Source organism: Pseudomonas sp. TE3728 (genome assembly GCF_056279145.1).
Window position 1 is genome coordinate 202,996 of the sequence record NZ_JBWBQT010000001.1, and the last position, 22,680, is coordinate 225,675.

17 protein-coding genes are annotated in these 22,680 nt (G+C 59.3%); 2 read left to right on the forward strand and 15 right to left on the reverse strand.

What is annotated here, in order from left to right; all coding sequences use genetic code 11:
* Positions 1-15 precede the first annotated feature (15 nt).
* The 9 genes from ACZ89R_RS00920 to ACZ89R_RS00960 all read right to left on the reverse strand — a co-directional run bounded on the left by ACZ89R_RS00920 (position 16) and on the right by ACZ89R_RS00960 (position 13,234).
* Positions 16-2,814, reverse strand: coding sequence for a malto-oligosyltrehalose synthase (locus ACZ89R_RS00920; RefSeq protein WP_429547058.1), 2,799 nt, complete (start codon positions 2,812-2,814; stop codon positions 16-18).
* Positions 2,811-4,889 carry a 4-alpha-glucanotransferase gene (malQ, locus tag ACZ89R_RS00925; RefSeq protein WP_429547057.1) on the reverse strand — a complete coding sequence of 693 codons (2,079 nt, stop codon included), beginning with the start codon at positions 4,887-4,889 and terminating at the stop codon, positions 2,811-2,813. Before malQ ends, ACZ89R_RS00920 begins: the two co-directional genes overlap by 4 nt.
* Positions 4,886-6,682, reverse strand: coding sequence for a malto-oligosyltrehalose trehalohydrolase (gene treZ, locus ACZ89R_RS00930; RefSeq protein WP_429547056.1), 1,797 nt, complete (start codon positions 6,680-6,682; stop codon positions 4,886-4,888). The genes malQ and treZ overlap by 4 nt, the downstream gene beginning before the upstream one ends.
* A 13-nt stretch (positions 6,683-6,695) precedes the next feature.
* On the reverse strand, positions 6,696-8,282 hold the full coding sequence (glgA, locus tag ACZ89R_RS00935) for a glycogen synthase GlgA (RefSeq protein ID WP_401174642.1): 1,587 nt from the start codon (positions 8,280-8,282) through the stop codon (positions 6,696-6,698).
* A gap of 598 nt (positions 8,283-8,880) precedes the next feature.
* A complete protein-coding gene (locus ACZ89R_RS00940; protein WP_429547055.1) occupies positions 8,881-9,834 on the reverse strand; it encodes a D-2-hydroxyacid dehydrogenase family protein in 954 nt (317 codons plus the stop codon).
* A gap of 12 nt (positions 9,835-9,846) precedes the next feature.
* A complete protein-coding gene (locus ACZ89R_RS00945) occupies positions 9,847-10,896 on the reverse strand; it encodes an alpha/beta fold hydrolase (protein ID WP_429376713.1) in 1,050 nt (349 codons plus the stop codon).
* A gap of 123 nt (positions 10,897-11,019) precedes the next feature.
* Entirely contained in the window at positions 11,020-11,454 is a 435-nt protein-coding gene (locus tag ACZ89R_RS00950; protein ID WP_429376711.1) for a YqaA family protein, read from the reverse strand.
* The gene (locus tag ACZ89R_RS00955) at positions 11,454-11,900 is read right to left on the reverse strand and encodes a DUF411 domain-containing protein (RefSeq protein WP_192342907.1); all 447 of its coding nucleotides are present in this window, start codon (positions 11,898-11,900) and stop codon (positions 11,454-11,456) included. Before ACZ89R_RS00955 ends, ACZ89R_RS00950 begins: the two co-directional genes overlap by 1 nt.
* Positions 11,901-12,238: 338 nt before the next feature.
* Positions 12,239-13,234 (reverse strand): aldo/keto reductase, encoded by a 996-nt coding sequence (locus ACZ89R_RS00960; protein WP_429547054.1) that lies wholly within the window; start codon positions 13,232-13,234, stop codon positions 12,239-12,241.
* Between the two features lie 117 nt (positions 13,235-13,351).
* Between ACZ89R_RS00960 and ACZ89R_RS00965 the strand changes: the two genes are divergently transcribed.
* Positions 13,352-14,278, forward strand: coding sequence for a LysR family transcriptional regulator (locus tag ACZ89R_RS00965; RefSeq protein WP_429547053.1), 927 nt, complete (start codon positions 13,352-13,354; stop codon positions 14,276-14,278).
* Here the strand turns inward: ACZ89R_RS00965 and ACZ89R_RS00970 are convergent.
* The 5 genes from ACZ89R_RS00970 to ACZ89R_RS00990 all read right to left on the reverse strand — a co-directional run bounded on the left by ACZ89R_RS00970 (position 14,267) and on the right by ACZ89R_RS00990 (position 21,379).
* Positions 14,267-15,229, reverse strand: a complete 963-nt coding sequence (locus ACZ89R_RS00970; protein ID WP_429547052.1) for a GNAT family N-acetyltransferase — start codon at positions 15,227-15,229, stop codon at positions 14,267-14,269. The genes ACZ89R_RS00965 and ACZ89R_RS00970 overlap by 12 nt on opposite strands.
* Positions 15,226-16,518, reverse strand: a complete 1,293-nt coding sequence (locus ACZ89R_RS00975; protein WP_429547924.1) for a phenylacetate--CoA ligase family protein — start codon at positions 16,516-16,518, stop codon at positions 15,226-15,228. The genes ACZ89R_RS00970 and ACZ89R_RS00975 overlap by 4 nt, the downstream gene beginning before the upstream one ends.
* Positions 16,519-16,581: 63 nt before the next feature.
* The gene (locus ACZ89R_RS00980) at positions 16,582-18,984 is read right to left on the reverse strand and encodes an aldehyde dehydrogenase family protein (RefSeq protein ID WP_429547051.1); all 2,403 of its coding nucleotides are present in this window, start codon (positions 18,982-18,984) and stop codon (positions 16,582-16,584) included.
* 1 nt (position 18,985) lies between these two features.
* Complete coding sequence (locus ACZ89R_RS00985; protein WP_429547050.1) at positions 18,986-20,116, reverse strand: LuxE/PaaK family acyltransferase; 1,131 nt, start codon at positions 20,114-20,116, stop codon at positions 18,986-18,988.
* Between the two features lie 21 nt (positions 20,117-20,137).
* The gene (locus ACZ89R_RS00990) at positions 20,138-21,379 is read right to left on the reverse strand and encodes an MFS transporter (RefSeq protein ID WP_429547049.1); all 1,242 of its coding nucleotides are present in this window, start codon (positions 21,377-21,379) and stop codon (positions 20,138-20,140) included.
* A 565-nt stretch (positions 21,380-21,944) separates the two neighbouring features.
* Between ACZ89R_RS00990 and ACZ89R_RS00995 the strand changes: the two genes are divergently transcribed.
* Positions 21,945-22,133, forward strand: coding sequence for a hypothetical protein (locus ACZ89R_RS00995; protein WP_007901365.1), 189 nt, complete (start codon positions 21,945-21,947; stop codon positions 22,131-22,133).
* 19 nt (positions 22,134-22,152) lie between these two features.
* Here the strand turns inward: ACZ89R_RS00995 and ACZ89R_RS01000 are convergent, their stop codons facing one another.
* Positions 22,153-22,524, reverse strand: coding sequence for a fe2+ zn2+ uptake regulation protein (locus tag ACZ89R_RS01000; protein WP_192342916.1), 372 nt, complete (start codon positions 22,522-22,524; stop codon positions 22,153-22,155).
* Positions 22,525-22,680: the final 156 nt, after the last annotated feature.

The window sequence follows — 22,680 nt, forward strand, 5'->3', positions numbered from 1 at the left end:
GCTCCTGAACTGAACTCAAGCTTGGGTAATTTGGATAAAGAGATTGACCGGGAAATCCCCCAGCGCGGCGCTGACCATCAGCTCCCTGTGTTTTGTGACTGTGACGCTTGCAAAAAGTCCCTTCAGATTTTCTTCAGGGACAGCGAACGGCAATGTGACGCGTGTATCGCCCCAGAGCGGCGCGTCAATCTGTGGTACGGCACTGTTTTCCAGCAGTTCGGCACAGCGTATCGGTACTATCACGATAGCCCGTTTTCCCCGCCATTCACGAGCAAACGCCAGTACCCGGTGAGCCTGGCTGCCGAGGACTTCCAGGGCTTGATACGTCCCTTTTTGAAACAGCCCGGCATGCTCGGCACGTTGATGTAACGTCCGGGCGATCAGGGTTTGCTTGATGCCCCCGTCACGCCAGTTCACCAACAGATCGGGCAGGTCCAACCGTAGGTGCATGGTCTGCTGACGACTAACGTAATCCACCGGCCGGCGGTTGTCCGGATCGACCAGCGTGAAGTCCCAGAACTCGTTGCCCTGATAGAGGTCCGGTACCCCCGGCACGGTCATTCGCAGCAAGGTTTGCGCCAAGCCATTCAATGCACCCGGAGCGGCGATGCTCTGCGCCGCCGCACCGATGGCCGTGCGCAGTGGCTGGCCTTCGGGGCTGAGCAGCAGGCGTTCGAGAAACCCATGAGTGGCCTGTTCATACCCCTCGTTTGGCGCGCTCCAGCTGCTTTGCAACTTGGCTTCGCGCAGGGCTTTCTGTTGCCACTGCCAGAGGCGCTGGGCGTAGTTCTCGAGCGCCACCTGATCATCGCTGCGCAGCTCCAGCGGCCAACTGCCGAGGATCGCTTGATAAAGAATCAGCTCATCGCCCGCCGAGGGCGAGCCAGGTTCAGTGCGCAATTCGTCGGCCAGTGTTCGCCAGTGTTCGACCTGTTCGGCATACCAGACGCTACGCTCGCTCAACACCGCCAGACGCGCGCGGGTGTCTTCGCCGCGTTTGTGGTCGTGGGTGGCGGTGGCCAGCAGGTTGTCGGGGAATTCGGCGAGGCGATTGACGCAGGCAGCATGGAAGTCAGCCACCGGAGCACTGAACTGCTCGGTGTTGTAGCCAACATCGTTGCGCGACAGCAGCACCGCCGAGCGATAAAGCGCGGTGTCTTCCACTGCCTTGGCCGCCGCCGGTGAGGTCAGTTGCTGGAAGCGCACGCAGGCATGCTTGAGCAGTTTGCGTGGGCGGCCCACCGGGTGTTTGCGCCAGGGTTGACCGCCGAGCCAGCCGGACAGGCAATCGAGTACGGGCCAGTCGGCCTCGCCAAGGGTTTGCCTTGCACCGTCCATGGCCTGCTGGAAAAACACCTCGTCCTGGGCGCAGTTTCGGCCCAGCGGGCTGATGTAAGTGCGATACACCGGGAAGTGCACGATCAGTTCCTGCAAGGCCCGACGGATTGCGCCGAGGGTCAGATCCCGGGTCATCAGATCGTCCCGGGCCACTTGCAACAGGGCGTGGGCGACACTTTCAAAATCCCCGGCGAGGGAGCCGTTGAGAATCTGCTGGCGCGCCAGTTGCGCTTCCTGACCGAAATCGGCGGGCCGTTCGCTGTGCCGGCTCCAGAGTTCACCCAAGGTCTGGGCGCCTTCGGGGTCGTGTTGCAGCAACGACAACTGATTCATGAATTCGTAACCGGTGCTGCCATCGACGCACCAGTCGCGGCGCAGGGTTTCGCCCTCGCCAAGGATCTTTTCGACGTAGATCGGCAGGTGCCGATCCGGTGCCAGGCGATCGACTCTGCGCCGCAGTTTTCGGCAGTAACCACGCGGGTCGGCGAGGCCATCGATGTGATCGATGCGCAGCCCGTCGACAAGACCTTCGGCCACCAGCTCGAAGATTTTTGCATGAGTCGCCTCGAACACCGCCGGACGTTCGACGCGCAGGCCGCCCAGTTCATTGATGTCGAAAAAGCGCCGCCAGTTGATGTCGTCCGCCGCGGTGCGCCAACTGGCCAGGCGATAACTCTGGCGTTCGAGCAAGTTATGCAGGCGCTGGAAACCCTCGGGGGTGAGCGAGTCGTAGGTGCCGAGCGTGCGCAGGATGGCGTGAAGAATCGCCGGATCGCTGGCGAGTTCATGCAGCTCGGTTTTCAGCGCAATTGCCAGGCTGTACGCGTCGGTCTGGTAACTCAAGGTACTGAAGCGGTCTGCCAGGGATTTGAGCTGCTCGACTTGCCCGGCATTCAATTGATCATCGGCCTTGAGCAATTCGCCATAGTTGGTGGGGCAAATCGGGAAGTGATGTTCGTAGTGCTCGACATAAAAAGCGCCGCGCCGGGCATCGAAACGCAAGGGAAGGGTGCCGTCCTGCAAGGCGATGCCGTAATCGCTGCCCAAAAAAGGCAGCAGCAATTGGCCCTCCATCAACGGGTCGGGCGAGTGCCATTGAATGTCGAAGAACTCGCCGTAAGGGCTCAGTCGCCCCCATTCGAGCAAGTCGAGCCACCAAGGGTTATCGCCACCGCCGACGGCCATGTGATTGGAGACAATGTCGAGGATCAGTCCCATGTCCTGTTCGCGCAATGCAGCGACTAAACGGCGCAACGCAGCTTCGCCACCCAGCTCAGGGTTGACCGTGGTCGGGTCCACCACGTCGTAGCCATGCATGGACCCCGCGCGGGCGGCGAGCAGCGGCGAGGCATAGACGTGGCTGATGCCCAGGCTGGCGAAGTACGGCACCAGCGGCACCGCCTGGTCCAGAGTGAAACCTTTATGAAATTGCAGCCGCAGAGTCGCCCGCAGCGGTTGGTTGAACGGTTGATTCATTGGTCACGCTCGGCCGCCTGAAGTCGCGCACAGGCGAGCAGTTCCAGGCGCCGGGCGGCGTCCGGATCATCGAGCAGGGCTTCGCTGTCGCCGGGCAGCCTGCGGGACCAGTTGGGGTGGGTGTCGGTGGTGCCGGGCAGGTTGGCCTGCTGTTCGATCCCCAAGGCATCTTCCATTGGCAGCAATACCAGCGGCGCGCGGGTATGGCCGAGGAAGCGGATCGCGGCGTCGAGCACCTGATCGGTTTCGTGGGACTCCTCGCGAAAATTCTGCGGGTCCTCGCTCAGCACCCGACGCAAACCTTCGCGCTCGCGCTCACGGTGTTGGCGCCATTCGATTTCACCCGGGGCGTCGACCAGATTCAAGCGCGCGCTCCAGTCGATATCGCGGCCATGCCACCAGCCATTGAGCGTCGGCAGGTCATGGGTGCTGGTGGTTGCCAGGGCGTTGTCCGGCCAGTCGAGAATCGGCTTGAAGTGAGTATTGTCCTGTTCGAACAGCAGCACGCGCATGCCGAGAATCGAGCGCGCGATGAGTTTCTCGCGCAGACCCTCGGGCACGGTGCCGAGGTCTTCGCCGAGGACGATGGCCTGATGTCGATGGGATTCGAGGGTCAGCAAGCGCAGCAGGTCGTCCACCGGGTAATAGAGGTAGGCACCGTCGCTGGGGTGTGCGTCGTTGGGGATCACCCACAGTCGTTGCAGCCCCATGACGTGATCGATACGCAGGCCGCCGGCATGGGCGAAGTTGGCCCTCAGCATTTCGATGAACGCGCGAAAGCCGTTGCGCACCAGACCTTCGGGGGAGAACGCGGAAATGCCCCAGCCCTGGCCGGAACGATTGAGGATGTCCGGTGGCGCACCCACGGTCAGCGAGGTAAGCAATTCGTCCTGACGACTCCAGGCCTGGCTGCCGCCGCCGTCGGCGCCAACGGCCAGATCCGCGATCAGGCCAATGCCCATGCCGGCACCGCGGGCGGCGGCTTGGGCGCGTTCCAGGCTGCGCGCAATCAGCCATTGGCAGAACGCGTAGTAGCCGATGCGGGTCGAGTTTTCTTCGGCAAAATGCGCCAGAGCGGTGCTGCGCGGGTCACGCCATTGTTCGGGCCACTCGCGCCAATCGAGGCTTTCACCGTCCCGCGCACGGACTTCCTGGATCGCTTCAAAGCGGCAATGATTTTCCAGCGCTTCGCCACCGGCATGGCGGAAGCTGCTGAAATCCGGGTGCAAGGGGTGCTCGCCATGGGTGAATCCTTCGTACAAGGCTTCAAGCAAGCGATGCTTGGCTTCGGCGGCGGTGGGCCAGTCGATCAGCGGCAGTGCTTCAAGGTGCTTGAGCTCAGCGGCAAGGCCGGTGGCGTCGATCGCGGTGCGCAGGGCACGCTCACCGAGAATCGCACCGGGCGCCGCGTACAGGCTATTGAGAAACAAACGGCTGGATGGCGAGTAAGGGCTGTAACGCTGGGTGTCGCCGCTGAACATCGCATGCAGCGGGCTGATCGCCAACGCCTCGGCGCCTCGTTCCCCGGCCACCCGGGCCAGATCTTCGAGGGCCTGGGTATCGCCGAAACCGCCATCGCCGGGACGGCGCAGCGAGTACAGCTGCACGCTCAGGCCCCAGGCACGCGGGTTCTGACTGTCCACCGCGTCGCCGACGCTGTAGCAGCGCTGGGGGGCCACCGCCAGGGTGAAGGATTGATCATCGATGCTGACGTGCTGATAACCCACCGGCACCAGCCCGGGCAACACAGCCTTGTCATCGAGCTTCAAGTTGATCCGTGAGCCGTCTTCGAGATGGATTTCACATGGGGTTTGCGGTTCGAAGTAGTGGGCCAGGTCCAGGCCGACGCCCACATCGCACGTCAACAGCGGTGGCAGGTGCCGGGTTTGTTGCACTTCCTGCAATTGCAGCAGGCTGGCGTCGATCTCCTGGGCAGTATTGGCGGGATGGCCAAGCCCGCTGAGCACCGAGCGCAACACCGCCGGGGTCACTTTCTGTGGACGGCCATTGGCATCGATCCAGTCGACGGCCAGGCCTGCTCGGCTGGCCAGTATTTCCAGTTGCGCATTGCTCATGGGCGCTCTCCATCCGGGGGTAGCAAAGGGGCTGCGGCCGTGAGGCTGACTAGCGCGCAATACGGGGCAAGTGTGCCCTGATTCAACAGACCGGCCGATTGTGGCGGGTGTTCGAACAGCAATGTCGCGTCGGCCTGTGGGGAGTGGACCACGGGTGCATCGCTGAGGTTCAGGTCAATGCGCAACTGACTGCCATCGCCCAACCGCCAGCGCGCCGTCACCGCGCCCGCGGCCAGTACCTGCGCACCCAGCGCCTGGGCGCCGGGCAGGTGCGGGATGATGTGTTGATGGCGGATCTTCAGCAGTTGGCGATACAGCTCATAAACCGGCGATTGGCGGCTGGCGCTCAGTTTCGGCCGTGAAGCTTCGAAGGTCTGCGTCGCGTTCGGGTCGGGAATCTGCTCGCGTTTGTGCGGATCGGCAAAGGCGCTGAACGCCGCGAATTCATTGCGTCGTCCTTCGCGCACCAACTCCGCCAGTTCACCGTGGTGGCTGGTGAAAAACAGGAACGGTTGCTCGGCGGCGAATTCGTCGCCCATGAACATCAGCGGGATCATCGGCGACAACAGCAGCAACGCGGTGGCGGCATAAAGGGCATCAGGATGTGCCAACTGATGCAGGCGCTCGCCAAAGGCGCGATTGCCGATCTGGTCGTGGTTCTGCAGGAACAGCACGAAGGCCGTGGGCGGCAAGTGACCGCTCGGCTCACCGCGCGCCGTACCGTGGCGGGTGATGTGGCCCTGAAACACGAAGCCCTGGCTCAGGCAACGGGCGAGCTGTTCGGTGGGCTGCTCGGCATAATCGGCGTAATAGGCATCGGTTTCACCGGTGAGCAGAACGTGCAGGGCGTTATGGCCGTCATCGTTCCACTGCGCATCGAAACCTTGCTCCAGCAGGCTGGCCTGGTTGTGTTCGTTTTCCGCCATGAGCCACACGTGTCGCGCCGGATCGGTTTGCCGCCGCACCCGCTGCGCCAGCTCCTGAAGAAAGTCCGGGTCTTCGATGGCATGCACCGCGTCCAGACGCAGGCCGTCGAAGCGGTACTCCAGCAGCCACATCAGCGCGTTGTCGATAAAGAAGTCGCGCACCTCGCGCCGCCGGAAGTCGATCGCCGCGCCCCATGGGGTGTGTTTGTCTTCGCGGAAAAAGCCCTTGGCGTAGCGATGCAGGTAATTACCGTCGGGGCCGAAGTGGTTGTAGACCACGTCGAGAATCACCGCCAGGCCATGGCCGTGGGCCGTGTCGATCAGGTGTTTGAGTTGTTCGGGCGAACCGTAGGAGGCTTGAGGCGCGTAAAGCAAAACCCCGTCATAGCCCCAGTTACGTTCGCCGGGAAACTGCGCCAGTGGCATCAGTTCGATGGCGGTGATACCCAGCTCGACCAGGTGCGCCAGATGCTGCTCAACCTCGCTGAAGCCGCCGAGTGCACCAACGTGCAATTCGTAGATCACCGCCTCATTCCACGGTCGACCTTGCCAGGCGCTGTGTTGCCACCGATAGGCGAGGGGATCGACCACCACGCTGTGGCTGTCGATATCGCCCGCCTGGGCGCGGGAGGCCGGGTCCGGCACCGTAAGCTCGCCATCGATGTTGTAGCGGTAGCGGGTGCCCGCGGGGCAACGGGTGTTGATCACAAACCAGCCATCGGCCTGAGGCAGCAGTGGCAGGGATTGTCCATCTTCCAGTTCGAGACTGACGAAAAACGCATCTGGCGCCCACAAGGCAAAACGCGTGTGTTCTGCGTCCAGCATGATTGCGCCGTGGGGCCAGGTCTCAAGGGTCCGTAACGGCATCGTTGAAAGCCTCTTACTGTTTGCCCGATTTTCCCAGCGCTTTAGCCACCAGTTTTTCGTAGAGTTCGGCGTAGGGTTCGACTGCCTTGCACCAGTTGAACGGCGCCGCCATGGCTCGGCACCGCATCGCGTTGAGCAGGCCGGGGAAGGCGAACACCTTGAACGCGCGGCTCAGGGCTTCGCGATAACTTTCCACCGTGGATTCGTCGAAGAGGAAACCGGTCACGCCGTTTTCAATGGTGTCGGCCAGGCCACCGGTATTGCGGGCCACCGGCAATGAACCGAAGCGCTGGGCGTACATCTGGCTCAGGCCGCAGGGTTCATAACGCGAAGGCATCAGCAGGAAATCGCTGCCGGCAAACATCCGGCGGGCGTCGGTTTCATTGAAGCCGATGTGCACGCCGACTTGCCCGGGGAAGCGCAACGCCAGTTCACGCATGGCTTGTTCTTCTTCCGGTTCGCCACGGCCGATGATCGCGATTTGCCCGCCGTTGTCGACAATGTATTCAGCCACCGCTTCGGTCAGGTCCAGGCCTTTCTGGTAGACCAGCCGCGAAACCACAGCGAACAGCGGTCCTTCGGAGTCTTCGAGGTCGAACAGCCGGCGAACATGCGCCGCGTTGACTGCTTTGCCGTCCCAGTCGCCGATGCCGAACGGGTGGAACAGGTGCGGATCGGTCGCTGCATCCCAGCTTTCATCGATGCCGTTGGGAATCCCGCTGAGCAAGCCTTGCTGGGTCTTGGCGGCGAGAAAACCGTCGAGACCGCAGCCGAAGGCCGGCGTGGTGATTTCCTGGGCATAAGTCGCGCTGACGGTGGTGATGTGGCTCGAGTAGGCCATGCCGGCCTTGAGGAACGACATCTTGCCGTAAAACTCCATGCCTTCCTGTTGCAAGGCATGCATGGGGATACCAAGTTCCGGGCACGAGCCGAGGCTGGTGACCCCTTGGTACGCCAGGTTGTGAATGGTGAAAAGGGTCGGGGTGCGTTGGCCACGCCAGTGCATATAGGCCGGCGCCAGGCCTGCGGGCCAGTCGTGGGCGTGCACCAGGTCCGGGCACCAGTGAATCTGGGCGAGGTTGGCGGCGATATCGGCTGCCGCGAGGCCCAGGCGGGCGAAACGAATGTGGTTGTCCGGCCAGTCGCGGCCGTTGTTGGCGCCGTAAGGTGAACCTTCGCGCTCGTACAATTCAGGGCAGATCAACACGTAAATGACCAGGCCATCGGGCATGTCCATGCGCCCGATCTTGCAGGGCGGCAACGCCGCGTGCCCGCCCAGTTCACCGATGATATGAATCGGGTTTTCGCTATTCATCACTTGCGGATAACCGGGGATCAGCACACGGACATCGTGCAGATGCGCCATGGCCCGGGGCAGTGCGGCGGAAACGTCGCCAAGACCTCCGGTCTTTACCAGGTCGGCAATCTCCGAGGTGACGAACAGGACTCTTTTCTTGTTGGGATTCTGACTGACTACCGGTGCCAGTGTCTTGGGGGTCGGCATGTTGACCGATTTGGCATTGAGGATACCGACGGTGCTCGTTTCCCCGACCTGCTGATGAGCACGTTCTCCCTGGATATCTAAAGCCGCACTGATCATATGAATCTCCCGTGTTGTTGATCTAATTCTAGGCCTGGCACAAACGGTGTTCGTGGCCAAATCCTGTGGCCGGGCGCAAACGCGCTACGCATCGGTGAGCAAGTGCTGCCCATGCGCTGAAGCAGAATGGGTGAAGTGGCTGTTGCAAGGAATGCACCAGTCGCTGTGGCCCTACCTTTAACCTGACACGAGGCCAGCACCAAAAGTTTCGATTATTTTCACCGAATGACCAGCCGGTTTTACTCCGCGAAAATCAGTCTAGGCCAGAACTTAGAGCGGGGGCGGCTATAGGGTGAAATTGTTCGACAATCGGTCAAAAGAGGGTACAGGCATAGAGCTTTGCGGGGAGACGCACCGACGAAGGGCAGGTTTATTTTCTGGTGCGGGTCAAATCGGGACCGGGAAGTTCCGGCGATGGGCACGGAGGGGTAGGTGTTTGCACCGTTGTGGTGCGTGAGATTTAGGGGATGTGGTGGGTTTGAGGGCCTCATCGCGAGCAGGCTCGCTCCCACATTTGGATCTGCTTCGTCACACATTCTGTGTACACCCGAGATCCAATGTGGGAGCGAGCCTGCTCGCGATGAACGATAACCCGGTTTCAGCCCAGCAGCCGGATCGGCGCTCCCGCCGCCCATGCTTGAATGTCCTCGATCATTTGCGAAAAGAACAGTTGGTAGTTCTGCCGGCTGACATACCCTACATGCGGCGTGGCCAGCACATTGTCCAGCGTTCTGAAAGGATGATGGCGGGGCAACGGTTCGTGCTCGAACACATCCAGCGCCGCGCCCGCCAGGCGTTTTTTCTGAAGGGCCTTGATCAATGCGGATTCATCGACAATCGGCCCGCGGGCAGTGTTGACCAACCATGCCGTGGGTTTCATCCAGTCCAGTGCCTGAGCGTCAACCAGCCCTCGGCTGCGCTCGCTGAGCACCAGATGGACCGACAGCACATCGGCCTGCTCGAACAGTTCCTGCTTGCTGACATAGGTGACGTCGACCTCGGCAGCCCGTTCGGCGGTCAGGTTTTCGCTCCAGGCAATCACCCGCATGCCGAACACCTGCCCGAACCGGGCCACCCGTTGACCAATGCTGCCCAGCCCGAGAATCGCCAAGGTCTTGCCCTGCAGGTCGCCGCCCAGCCCTTGTTGCCACTGACCTGCGCGCAAGGCATTGGCTTCCGCTACCAGGTTGCGGGTCGCGGCCATGATCAGCGACCAGGTCAGTTCGGGGGCGGCGTGTTTGTAGCTGTCGGTGCCGCACACCTGAATGCCCAGCGCGGCGGCGGCTTTCAGGTCCAGGGCAGCGTTGCGCATGCCGCCGGTGACTAGCAGTTTGAGTGCGGGCAAGCGGCGCAGCAGGTCTTCGTCGAACCGGGTGCGCTCGCGCATCACGCAGATCACCTCGAATGCACCGAGGCGTTCGGCCAGGGTTTCGTTGTCGGCCGGGTAGTCATGGATAAAACTCACTTGGCCGATACTGTCCAGCACCGACCAGTCCACCACGTCGCGAGCCACGTCCTGCCAGTCATCGATCACCGCAATCTGCACCGCCATCAGCTTGCCTCATTAACGAACGGGATTGGTTTGGTTCAGCCAGCCGAGCAACGCCTGATGGAATTTCGCCGGTTCCTCCATCTGCGGCGCGTGGCCCATACCGGGGAACTCGATCAGTGTCGACCGGGGAATCAATTTCGCCACTTGCTTGCCGAGTACGTCGTAATGACCGATTTTCGCCTTGACCTCGGGCGGTGCGATGTTCTTGTTGATGGCCGTGGTGTCGGAGGTGCCAATCAGCAGCAGGGTCGGCACTTTCAGGTCCTTGAACTCGTAGTACACCGGTTGGGTGAAAATCATGTCGTAAATCAGCGCCGAGTTCCAAGCCACCGCTGTTTTGCCTGGCCCTTTGGCCAGGCCCGCGTACATGTTCACCCAACGATCAAACTCCGGCTTCCAGCGGCCATCGTAATAGGTGTTGCGTTGGTAGTCGTGGATACCTTGCGCCGTGACTTTCAGCTCGCGCTCATACCATTGATCAACCGTGAGATAGGGCACGCCAAGGGCTTTCCAGTCTTCCAGGCCGATTGGATTGACCAGGGCCAACTGTTCGACTTGATCGGGGTATTGCAACGCATAGCGGGTGGCTAGCATGCCGCCGGTGGAGTGGCCGAGCAGGGTGGCCTTCTGGATGCCCAGGGTTTTGAGCAGTTGCTGGGTGTTGGCTGCCAGTTGCTGAAAAGTGTATTGATAGTGGTCCGGTTTGCTGGAGGTGCAAAAGCCGATCTGGTCCGGCGCGATGACCCGGTAACCGGCCTCGCTCAGCGCCTTGATCGAGCTGTCCCAGGTCGCGCCGCAGAAGTTTTTGCCGTGCATCAGCACCACGCTGCGTCCATTGACCTTGCCTTGGGCGGCAACGTCCATGTAACCCATCTGCAGGGATTTGCCCTGGGACTCAAAGTCGAAGTACTTGACCGTGTAGGGGTACTCGAAACCCTGAAGTTGCGGGCCGTATTCCGGCGTTTCGGCCTGGTTCTGATTCTGGTTCTGGGCGTGAGCGAGAACGGGCAGAGCCGCTGTCAGCAGCAGGCCGGGTAACCAGCGGGAGAGGATGGGCGACATGGGTAAGCTCCACAGGAAATCCGCCGATGCTGGACTGGCATGATTAGGGTGACATTAAACATTAGGTCATGGCTGTAGTGCCGAGCGAAATCCATGTGGGAGCGCCGCCATGGCCCTGATCATTCAACCCATCCATCCCAGCGTAGCCATGGCCAACACACCATATCGGGCGCCCTTGGCGAGTGTCACGATCACCAGGAAACGCCCCAGCGGTTCGCGCATGACGCCAGCCACCAGCGTCAATGGATCGCCGATGATGGGTACCCAACTGAGCAACAACGACCAATGACCGTAACGCTGGTAGTGCTTTTGGGCTTGCTCGAGATGGCGAGGGCTGACCGGAAACCAGCGCCGCTCGCGAAACCGCTCGATGCCGCGCCCCAGCCACCAGTTCAGCAGCGAGCCCAGCACATTGCCCAGCGTTGCGACTGCCAACAACGACCAGAGCCAATCCTGATTGCTGAGCAACAACCCCACCAGCACTGCTTCGGATTGCAGTGGCAGCAGCGTCGCGGCACCGAACGCCGCGAGAAACAGCCCGATGTAGGCACCGAACATCAATGGGCGGGGTAGTCCGCCACTACCACGTCAGTGCCGTCCTTTTTCAAACCGATCACTTGATAGGCATCGCTCATGCCGTCCGTTTCCATGCCGGGCGAGCCCATCGGCATGCCAGGGGCTGCAACCCCCAACAAATCGTCACGCTTGCTCAAGGCCAGTACTTGATCGGCCGGCACGTGGCCTTCGACGAATTTGCCGTTGATAAGGCCGGTGTGACACGACGCGAGCCGAGGTGGCACACCGTGTTGTTGCTTGAATTGGCTCATGTCGGCTTCAACATGGTCTGCGACCTTAAAACCGTTGGCTTCCAGGTGGCTGACCCATTTTTTGCAGCAACCGCAGTTGGCATCGCGATGAACTTCGATGGGAATCAGCTCGGCAGCCTGGGCCAGGGAAGAGATGAAAAGGGCGCTCAGGGCGGCCAGACGCAGGTGGGTTCGCATGGGGATCTCGTCTCGGGTTGTGGCCAAAAAGATGCATTTTGACCCGTTTACCCAACAAAGAGACAGCGGATTGTTTCGAAGTGATACAGCGTTGGGTAAACCTCTGTGGCGAGGGGGCTTGCCCCCGTTGGGCTGCGTAGCAGCCCCAAATCTGCGGTCCGTATCTTTCAATCAGATTGCATGGTCGGTTTTTTGCGACTGCTGCGCAGCCGAACGGGGGCAAGCCCCCTCGCCACAGGGCAACGGTACGACGGTTCCTGATGACAAGGGCGTTAACGCCAAGGCGTGATGTTTGGCAGCGCTGGCCCGCTCGAACCATCGAACGGGCCGGGCACCTGTTATCGGTCAAGCAACTTCATGACTTCTTCCGGATAACGCAGGCCGGCCGTGGCATTGGCCGGGAATATCGCTTCCAGGGCCTGCAACTCTTCGCGGCTCAGTTTCACGTCCAGCGCGGCCACATTTTCTTCCAGGTATTTACGCTGTTTGGTGCCTGGAATCGGGATCAGGTAATCCCCTTGGGCCAATACCCATGCCAACGCCAGTTGGCCCGCCGTCACACCCTTGTCAGCGGCCAGGGCCTGCACTTGCTGCACCAGCAACAGGTTTTTTGCGAAGTTTTCCCCTTGAAAACGTGGACTGAAGCGACGGTAGTCATCGGCCGAAAAATCATCCGGACTTCTCAGAGCACCGGTCAAAAAGCCCCGGCCCAACGGACTGTAAGGCACAAAAGCAACACCCAGACGCTGGCAAGCTGCCAGGCAGCCGTTCTCCTCTTGGTCGCGGCTCCATAGCGAGTATTCACTTTGCAGTGCGCTGATAGGATGAACCTTGTTCGCTCGCTCCAGCGTGGCGACCGATGCTTCACTCAATCCCAGGTAACGCACCTTGCCGGCCTTCACCAGTTCTGCCATGGCGCCGACGGTTTCCTCGATGGCCACCTGCGGATCAATGCGGTGCTGGTAATACAAATCCAGGGTTTCCACGCCAAGGCGTTTGAGGGTGCCGTCGATAGCGTCGCGAATGTATTCCGGTCGACCGTTGACGCCCCGTGCACCGGGGTTGGATGGGTCACGGACAATGCCGAACTTGCTGGCCAGAAACACCTGCTCACGCTTGCCGATAATGGCCTTGCCGATCAGATCTTCATTGGTATGTGGGCCGTACATGTCTGCCGTGTCGAGCAGGTTGATTCCCAGTTCCAGCGCGCGGTGCAAAGTGGCCGTGGCTTCGCGGGTGTTTACGCCGGTGGTGTAGAAATCGGTCATGCCCATGCAGCCCAGACCGATCGCGCTCACCTGCGGACCGTTTTTGCCCAGTTGACGTGTTTGCATGAAATCAGCTCCCTGTGAATTGAATCCCATTGTTGACCTCGACAGAAACAAGATAAACCGGCTAAAACTGCTATCACTATTTGTAATTTCTAAATAATCAGTCGGTAAGCCAAAGCAATGGACCGTTTCAACGCCATGCGCGTATTCACCCGAATCGTCGAACTAGGCGGCTTCGCCAAAGCGGCGGACAGCCTGCAATTGCCCCGGGCTTCGGTGACCATTCTGATCAAGCAACTTGAGGCTCATCTGGGCGTGCAACTGCTGCAACGCACCACCCGGCAGATCAGCCTGACGCTCGATGGCGCCGCCTATTACCCGCGTTGCGTGCGGCTGCTGGCGGATCTGGAGGAAACCGAAGCGGTGTTTTCCGCTGCTCGCCAAAACCCCAAAGGTCTGCTGCGAGTGGATATGCCGGCGGGAGTGGGACGTTTGATTGTGATTCCGGCATTGCCGCAATTCACTGCCCGGTATCCCTTGATCGAACTGGAAATCGGGTTGAATGACCGGCCTGTGGATCTGATCCGCGAAGGTGTCGATTGCGTGTTGCGGGGTGGCTCGGCCCTGGACGATTCACTGGTGGCAAGGCCACTGGTCATGATGGACCAGGTCACCTGCGCGAGCCCGCAATATTTGCAACGTCACGGAACGCCTCAGTGTCTGGCCGATCTCGACGGCCACCAGATGGTGGAGTATTTCTCCAGCAGCACCAGCAAGCGTTACGGGCTGGAGTTTGTGGTGGAGGGCCAGGTGCAGCCGATCGATCTGCCCAAACAGGTTTCGGTCAACAGCGCCGATGGCTATCTCGCTGCTTGCGAAGCGGGCTATGGTCTGGTCCAGACCCCGTATTATCACGTCGCCCGACAACTGGACGAAGGCCGTTTGTGTGAAGTGCTAAAGGCAGTGCCGCCACCGGCGTTTCCGTTGACGGCGCTCTATCCACCGCACCGCCAGTTGTCTCGACGGGTGAGGGTGTTTGTCGATTGGTTGGTGGAACTTTGCGCGCAGCCGAGCGGTGACTTTTATAGAAAACACTCAAGCGGCTGAGCGGGAACCGATACGGGCGTCGACGTACCGGTGGGTTCTCGTGGCATTTGCGTTTTGCTGTAAGTCGTCATGCAATCGTTGCATGTGCGCGCAGTGCAGGTTGAGGGATCGAGACTGGACGCCTCGATGAAACAGGGCGAACCAGCCATTATCATCTGGCGTGGGCATCAAGCCGGTGAAGGCGAAGCCCAGAGCCGAAAAACTGTGCATGTCCCGGGCAAAGTGCCGGGACAGTTCCAGCCGTGCCGAGATCAGCCAGTGCTGGGGTAATTGGCTGATCTGCTCAAGCAAACGTCTGTTCAAACGCTGAATGACAATGTCGAACCGATGCTGATGTTGCTTTATTTGCAAGGGCATCGCGGGCCGTGATGCCTTGTCTTGCCGGGTTCCAAACACCGAACACAGATGCTGCATAAACGTCCGGCAGCTTGCGGGCCAAGGGATGTCGGGGAGCGGGCGCGTGTGTCCGTCGATCAGGTGACAGCCCATCACGATGGTTTCCGGAAGTGGTTCAGCGAATGGCGAAGGGACATAATCGGGAAGCAGTCCGGTACTGTGGAAGCCGATTTTGCCTGCCATGCGTTGAGTGTAGGGATGATGGGTCACTTGCTTGATCGAGAGGTTCTTGAGCCCCAGAAAACGCGACTGCCTCAGTAGCTCCAGGCACAGATGGGTCGCGAGATTCTGCCCTTGGGCGATGGGATGTACCACGGTGAGCGCCAGTTCCGCGGTATTCGAAGGCAAGTCGCGGCACAGCGCCGCATGCCCGAGCACCCGCGCGCCATCCACGGCCAGTATCGATTGCCAGCGGCCTTCGGCGTTGTGCTGACTGATCATGTTCGGCAGGTAAACATCCGGCTGAGCGTAAAGATCGCCGTAGACCTCTCGAAACAATCGGCTCACGGCATCTGCGTCGGAAGGACGGTAGGGGCGAAATATCAACCGGGTCATTGCGCGGGCTCCTGCGAGCAGACGTCATACACTCGCAAATCCCGCACTCGCAATTGTTTGCCTGAGCGAGGGTGAAGCTGCAGGTCTGTGGCTGCGCAGCAGAGTACTCGAAACTCCAGCAGACCCTCGTGGCTCAGGTCGTCGATGGCAGGGTAGTGGGCAAGCAAAGCTTCACGCAATGCGCGGAGTACCGGCTCGACGGCTTGTGACTGAGGTTCGGGCACCCACTTCACGCTCAACAGATCCTTGGAGCCGGTCTGCTCGATCAGCAATTGCCATTGCTCGCTGTGCGATACGCGCTGAATGATCTCGTGTATTTCTTCGGTAAACAGCGACAGCACGCCGACTCGTACCCGCTGACTGTGGGCGCTACGCCCCTTGAGGGCGAATTTACGCCTCGGGGTGGCGGTCGGTTCACGCCAACATGCACGGTCGCCCACCGGGTAACGCAGCAGCGGCATGAGCCGGCGTGTCAGATTGGTCTGCACTAGCATTCCGATACGATCGCATTCTTCAATCACTTCACCGGTGTGTTCATCGATGATTTGCAGCAAGGTTTGCTGTTCGAATACCCGATGCTCGCCCAATGCACAGTCGCGAGTGCTGGCCCCTATGAGCCCGGCGTCTACGCTGGCGTAGCCGATAGAGGCAATACGGGCGTTGGGGAATACTTCACCGAGGATTGCCAACTGCGGGGCAAACAGGCTTTCGCCGCCATACAGCAGCGTCTCGACCCCGCACAGCACACGCCGATGCTGCGTCAGGTAGGCCGCGAATCGAAGCAACTGTGCGGGCACCCCGGCCAGAACATTGATTCGATGTCGTGCGATCGCATCCGCCAGTACGTCCGGTTCGATGTCTCCGGTGAACGGAAACTCACAGATGGATCGTCCGACATGGGCCAGGGAATCGTGGACAAACAGAAAACTGGCGTAGAGATCCCCTGAAAAGAACAGATTGGCGACGCGGTCGCCATTGTTCAATTGAGAAGAGAGACTGTTTCCGAAGGTACTGACCAGTGTTTGCCATTCCTCGTAGGAGTAAACCGCAAGTTTCCCCTGGCTGGTCGAACCTCCGGTTTTAAACACCAACGCATCATCAACGTTTCCCGTCAAGACCGACCAATGATTCAAGTCATTGCTGCCGGTCCAATAGTTGGTCACATTGGTTAACGGTAAATCTTTTAAAGTTATACCTGTGGTGGGTAAATGTTTCAGATGCGCGCTGTAGTAGTTTGAGTGTTGTCGTACAAAAGACACGAGTTGTTCGAGCGAATGAATTGATTTCACTGGATTCTCTTTTCTAATCAGGCGTTTTGGTTTGAAAAACACGGTCGTTGAAACGTTCTGTTTTTATATTCTTCGATCGACAATCAGTGGGACTTTTCCGCTGTGTTTGTTTCGTATGAATTCATGTTCAGCGCAGGCGGTAACTTCGACAATTAACAGGGCCGCGGCTGTGGCATTTGCCAATGCTTCATGGGTCAGCAATTTTTCTCGTACCCAGGCGGTATCGGCATCCGTTCGAACCTGCATTCGTTCTACGCCACTGGCGGTGTAGTCCAGCACAACTTGAATGGGGACTCCTACGCTGTGTTCCAGCGCCGAAGGCGAGATGAACTCCGTGCCAATCCGCACCAGCTTGCCGTGCCGCTGCAGCAGTTCGAATCGCGGCGTTTCCAGTCCACAAGGGCAGGCTCCGGGGAGCCAGCGGCCGGTGTCGCCGATGTCATATCGGTGAACGCGCTGGCCTTGCCGGGCGCGGGAGGTAAATAGCAGACGGCCGATCTCATTGGCTTGCACCGGCACATCCTGTTCGAACTGAACGATCTCCAGATACTGGGTTTCGCACATCAAGTGGAACACGCCGTCTGCGGTCGCCCGGCAGGCATGACCCAGTGGGCCTGCATCGACGGATCCGTAGAGAGCAGAACGAATGGTCGACACTGCGCAACTTTCCATCAGGCGTCGACTGGCTTCGCCCGGATGCTCGCCGCCAAGGAGCACTTTGCCAATACCGGCATAGTCGCGAAGTCGGGCCTGCTCCTTGAAAAACAGGCGATGCAGCGTACTGGGCATGCCAATCAGCACGGTGACTCGTTGCTCCACGATCAGTCGGGCGATTTCGCTGAAGTCGTCGTCCTGGGGAGCTCCCATAGGCAAATGTGCAACGCCCATCTGTTCAAGAATGCTTGAAAAGCTGAAAAAACCACCGTACAGGTTCCCGCCATAGAACAGGTTCATCACCCGGTCCTGTGACGGATCGAGCCCGACAGCGAACATGCCATCAGCCGCGGCGCGCATTTGTCGTTGGAAGTCTCGGTAGCTGAAACCTGCCAGGGCCGGAGTGCCGCTGCTACCGCCGGAGCGAAAATACAGCTGTGCCGTGGGGCTGATCGGCTGGGTCATGAAGGTGTCTTTGTCCATGATCGGGCCACGGGCTGTGTCAGGGGCAGGCGGCACCGGGTCGAGCGTTGAGCGGCCAATCGAGACATCAGCGGCCAGGCTCACGGAGAGGCGGCGACTCAGACGCGACAGCGCATAAACACCATCGTGAGGCTCGCCGGCGTAGCCATCATGAATCGTCTGGCAAGGAGCAATGCGCGTGACGCCGGCGTTGACCAGTGTACGAACAAGCTCGGGAGTCTCTGCCGGGGAGGCTATCAGTGCGCAGCTTTGCAGGACGTTTCGCCAAGGCAACAGTGATTCGGTAAGCAAGTGCTGTGGGACTGGCTTGAGCAGCACTGTACGAAACAGTGGCGATGGCGCGAGCGTCTGATGATGCTCCCAGATGACACGCCACCCGGAGCCGGTCCACACCTGGCCGGTCTGATGGGTAAAGCACTGATCAAGCTGCGCCATGGCAGTGCGTGTGGTGATTTCCGAAGCTTCCTGATCCGTCGGCATTAGCGCCGGCCACTGTTGGGCGCGACGTTTGAAGGCTTCGGCCAGACGCTCTCCGAGGTCGTGCAGGACCGCCGGATCGTTGCTGTCCACCAACACCCATTGAGGGCTGGAACACGCTTGTTGGTCCAGTCGACAGACTTCATCTGCCAAGGCATCGAGCGCGGCGGGCTCTGCCGCTTCAGGTGACAGATAGGCGAAGCTGATCTTGTGCCCCCAATCGATCCAGCGGCATCCCGCAGGAATCTGCTGACGAATCGCCTTGAGCGCTGCGACACCACCCCAGGCCGATACTCCGTCTGCCGTGGCGCACAGTTGAGCTATCCGTGAGGTGTCAACCGGCAGAACTGCTACGAATTCGGCCAGCCTGCCGCTGCTGTCGCATTGCACAAGGGCGGCCAGCAACTGTGCGGTCAACCCCTGATCGCTGGCACTGGGGCGCAACCAGTTGATATTGCCGGCCAGCAGGCTTTCGAGTATTGCGCAGAACGCCAGTAACGGCGCATTGCCTGGGGTGATATGCACCACCAAGCCTAATGGATGCCAGCTTTCGAAACATGGCTGTCGATAGTCGATACGTCGCAGCGAACGCGGTTGCAGGCCCAGCTCTCGCTCAAGTTTTGTGCTCAGGTTGCTGCGCTGGCAGAAATCGATCAGCCCCTGATATTGCCCATCGTCAAGGGACAGATCCTGGCTACGAGATTGCAACTTCGTGGCAAAGCGCACAGCAGACTCGATAACGGTCTCACTATCGATCGGGGAAGAAAGCAGCCGGGGCAATGGTTTCTTAAGGAGTTCGAGGGCACTTTCCGGGGTGACGTCATCACGCAACTGGCCATTGATCAGGTACATATCAAGCGCCTCCGATCAGTTCGGAAGCGGCCATGGCACAACTGCGACTGGCGGAGGTGCCGGCACGGCCATGGAGCTCGAACCAATCGGTTGGCAGACCGCATCCGCAACTGGCGCCAGGATGTAATGTTGCCAGATCGCCCATGACCACGGTATGGGCAGGGCTCGACGAAATGTACGGCGAGACGAATTCGAGCAAGCCGCGCTTGCCGTATGGCTGGACAGTGAAATCGGATGGGTTACGCACGAAAACCTTCGAATAGATCGGTACATGAAAATGATGGTGGGCACACTGGATATAAGGCACTGCATGCTCTACGGCGCCATAGCCGTCCCGACAGCGGGGCAGGTCGATCCCCAATTGCCGATTGATTCGGGCATACAACTGATGCAGGGGAATCTCCTGTGCCGCCTGGGTTTTCCAGCCTCCCCCCAGAAACACCAATGATTGGGCGGGCAATTGCAAATCAGCCACGCCGGTGTCTTCCATGCATTGAAGGGCATGGGAAAGGAACGCCGGGAAACCGAGTATGCGTACGGGCAATCCTTCCTCGGCAAATTCTTGCAAGGCTCGAATCACACCAAAAAGATCGAACTCATGACCTTTGCCGGTGAGGCGCAAGCCGTAAGCGACACGGTTGACGGGGGCGTAGCTGCAAAGAAACTGATCGGTATAGGCAGTGCCCAGGGTGATGGCTGCCTCGGGCTCATAGCTCAGGAGCAGATAGTTGCAGGGGCTGGCCGGTGTGTCCCAGCCGTAATGCCGGAAAATGTGGCTCACCATGCCTTGTGCCGCGGCCATGCTGCGTTGGTCGTAACGCATGCGACTCTTCTGGCCGCTGGTGCCGGATGATGTCAGCTCCAGCGCGCCTTCGCCTGTAGGACCGAACACCAGTTGACGTTTGAAGTAATTGGCGAAAATCGGCGGCAACCTTGACCAGTCATCCAGCGTCTCCAGGGCGTTGGCGTCAAGATCATTAGCATTCAACCAGCGTTCGTATCCGGGTGTGTGATGACAATGAAACAGGCTGATTTCGCTCATGGCCCGGTCGAACAGACCGTCCGGCACGGAATCCAGGCAATAGGGTTGCGTTAACGCACAAAGCGCATCGGTATGGGGTAGATGGATCATCAAAAGACCTACTGGTTGGTGTCAGATCGCAAGCGGGAGGTGAGAACGACGCAGAAACAGTCTCAAGGGCGCCAGGCACAATAGCCCCATGAGACAGGCCATCAGAGCGAAGGCCTCAAGGCTGTCACCGGCACCCAGGGCCGCGATAATCGAGCCACCACCACCCATGATAGCGATGGAGATCATGCCGATCGCGGCTGAGACCAGCCCTTTACTGTCATCGCTGGAAAACAGCGCGAGCCGGTACAGCGCGGCGTTGCTCATGCCAAGACCGATGGCGTAAAGCGACAGGCAACTGACCAACAGGAGCGTCGAGGCACCGATGAAAGTGATGGCGGCCAATGCGATGAGCCCACCGCAAAACGGCCAGAGCCCGTATCGAATCAGTTGGGGCAGTTCAATGTTGGCAATCAATCGGTTGAGTATCAGATTGCCGAGAATGACTGCCGCAAATACCGGGATCTGCCACAGGCCGTACTGCAGGGTGGAAAGTCCCTGGTTCTGGATCAGCAAGAGAGGTGCCAGCCCGATCCAGGCAATCAACGGCAGGCTCATCAGTCCCAAGGCGACGGTGGCGCGCAGGAATTGCGTGTTGGTGAGTAACGCGGCGTAGCGGCGCACCGTGCCGCCCCATTCAAAGGGTATGGCAGCCAGTCGTTGACCGTCCTGACGCAAGGTGCCCACCGTTTCCGGCATGTACCAATAAAGCCCCAACCAGACCATCGCACCGCCGACCCCTAACAGTAAAAACAGCTCCCGCCAGGAGAGCCATTCCAGCATCAGGCTGCCGAGCAAGGGGCCCAGCAGCGGGGAGAGCAGTGCCACGTTGCCCAGCAATGCCATGATCTTTACTGCGTCGGCTTCACAGAAGACTTCTTGCAGGGCTGGATAACTGACCGCGATGACAAATCCCAATCCCATGCCCTGAATCAGGCGCAAACCATTGAAGACAAAGATGCTCTGCACGTAAAACGCCGCAGCACAGGCTAGAGTGAATACCGCACAACCGATGAGCAGCATTCTGCGACGACCGAAATGATCGGACAGCGGACCGATAAGCCATTGCAAAAGAATGCCCCCTGCCAAATAAAGATTGAAGGCGTAGGGAACATGACTCGCACTGGCATTCAATTGATGGGTTACGGTCAACATGGCCGGCATGATCATATCGCTGGCCATGTAAGTCAGAAGTTCAAAAATAGTGATTGCAAGGCAAAAGCCAAGAAGTCTGGACGAACTTATATCTATTAAGGGTTTGTGCATGATGTTCCTGTTTATGCCGGAAGTCTGATAAGACGGCAGAACAAGAATAACCATGGCCCATGAGGATTTTCATGTGCTTATTTGAGGCCAAAAGCTTCAGTATTTTTCGTTGTGTGTCTGACTGGGGTTTTCAGGGAAAAGAGACTGGGGGGTCGTAATAAATCCCCTGCACGAAAAAAGCCCGCTATAAAGCAGACATTTATACGGAGGTTTGATGGATAAGTTTTTGGTGTTGGCGAATAAGTCGGTTATATAACCGGCCAGCCAATGTTATCGAGGCTGATCATAACTCGGTGCGCCAGGGTCATAATGACGATCGCCATGTCAGCCGCCGTGGGGGGAAAACGATGCAGCCACTCAGGGGCAGGAGAGCAAGCAAGGGAATCAGCAGTGTGATTCGCCGAAACATTTCAAAATCCTCATGGTTATCGCCGCAATGAAGTCAAATTTCGTCATCGGCTGTAACATACGACCTCGCTTGCAGCCCCTCATTCCCGCAGATCGGTAGTGGCTTGGTATGCAATCGAATACAAGTCGGATACATTTTTTGATTCAGGAACCCGCAATGACCCAGTCGCAACGTTTGAAATACTCGATACTGATTTCCCTGGTGGTACTGGGGATCATGTTCGGCCTTTCCTGGCTGCAAAATGCAGGGATCATCACAGAGCAGCTGTTCCAGTACATCGCCATTGGCGTGGCGGTGCTCGTGGTGGTGATCAATGGCGTGATGCGTCGCAAGGTCAAGCCTTGAGCGACGCCCCATGGCCGGACTACTCGCTGAACAGGACGGCGGCAGCCTGTGGATGCAGGCTGTAGCTTTTGTCCGGATTGAGGGTGATCACGCCTTCACCGCACAAGCGTTTCAACACTTCACGGACACTGAGAAAGGACAGGGGAATGTCCAGGTCCAGCAAGTGACTGTGCACGCCACGCACACCCAGGCTGCGGTCGCTTTGGGCGGCCGTCAGCAAGGCGTCGATCACTTTCAGGCGAATCAGACTGGTTCGCAGGCCAAAGCTCTTGAGCAGAAACCTGATCCGTTCGTTGCCGTGGCGTTCGGCTGGTTGATTGAAAACGCCGGAGCCCAGGGTGCTGGCCTTTGGCGCATGGCTACCGTCCGTTGGCAGTTGCGGGTTGTACATGCAAAAACTCCTTTTCAGAGCCTGATCAGGAAAAATGTGATGGGTGCTCTCAATCAATAAGACGAACGAGCCAGGCAAATAATGAAGACCCGTATGTAGAAAATTTGTCGCCAGTACGTCAGCGGCCCGTGAGCCGGGCGTGGGGGCACCCTCAAA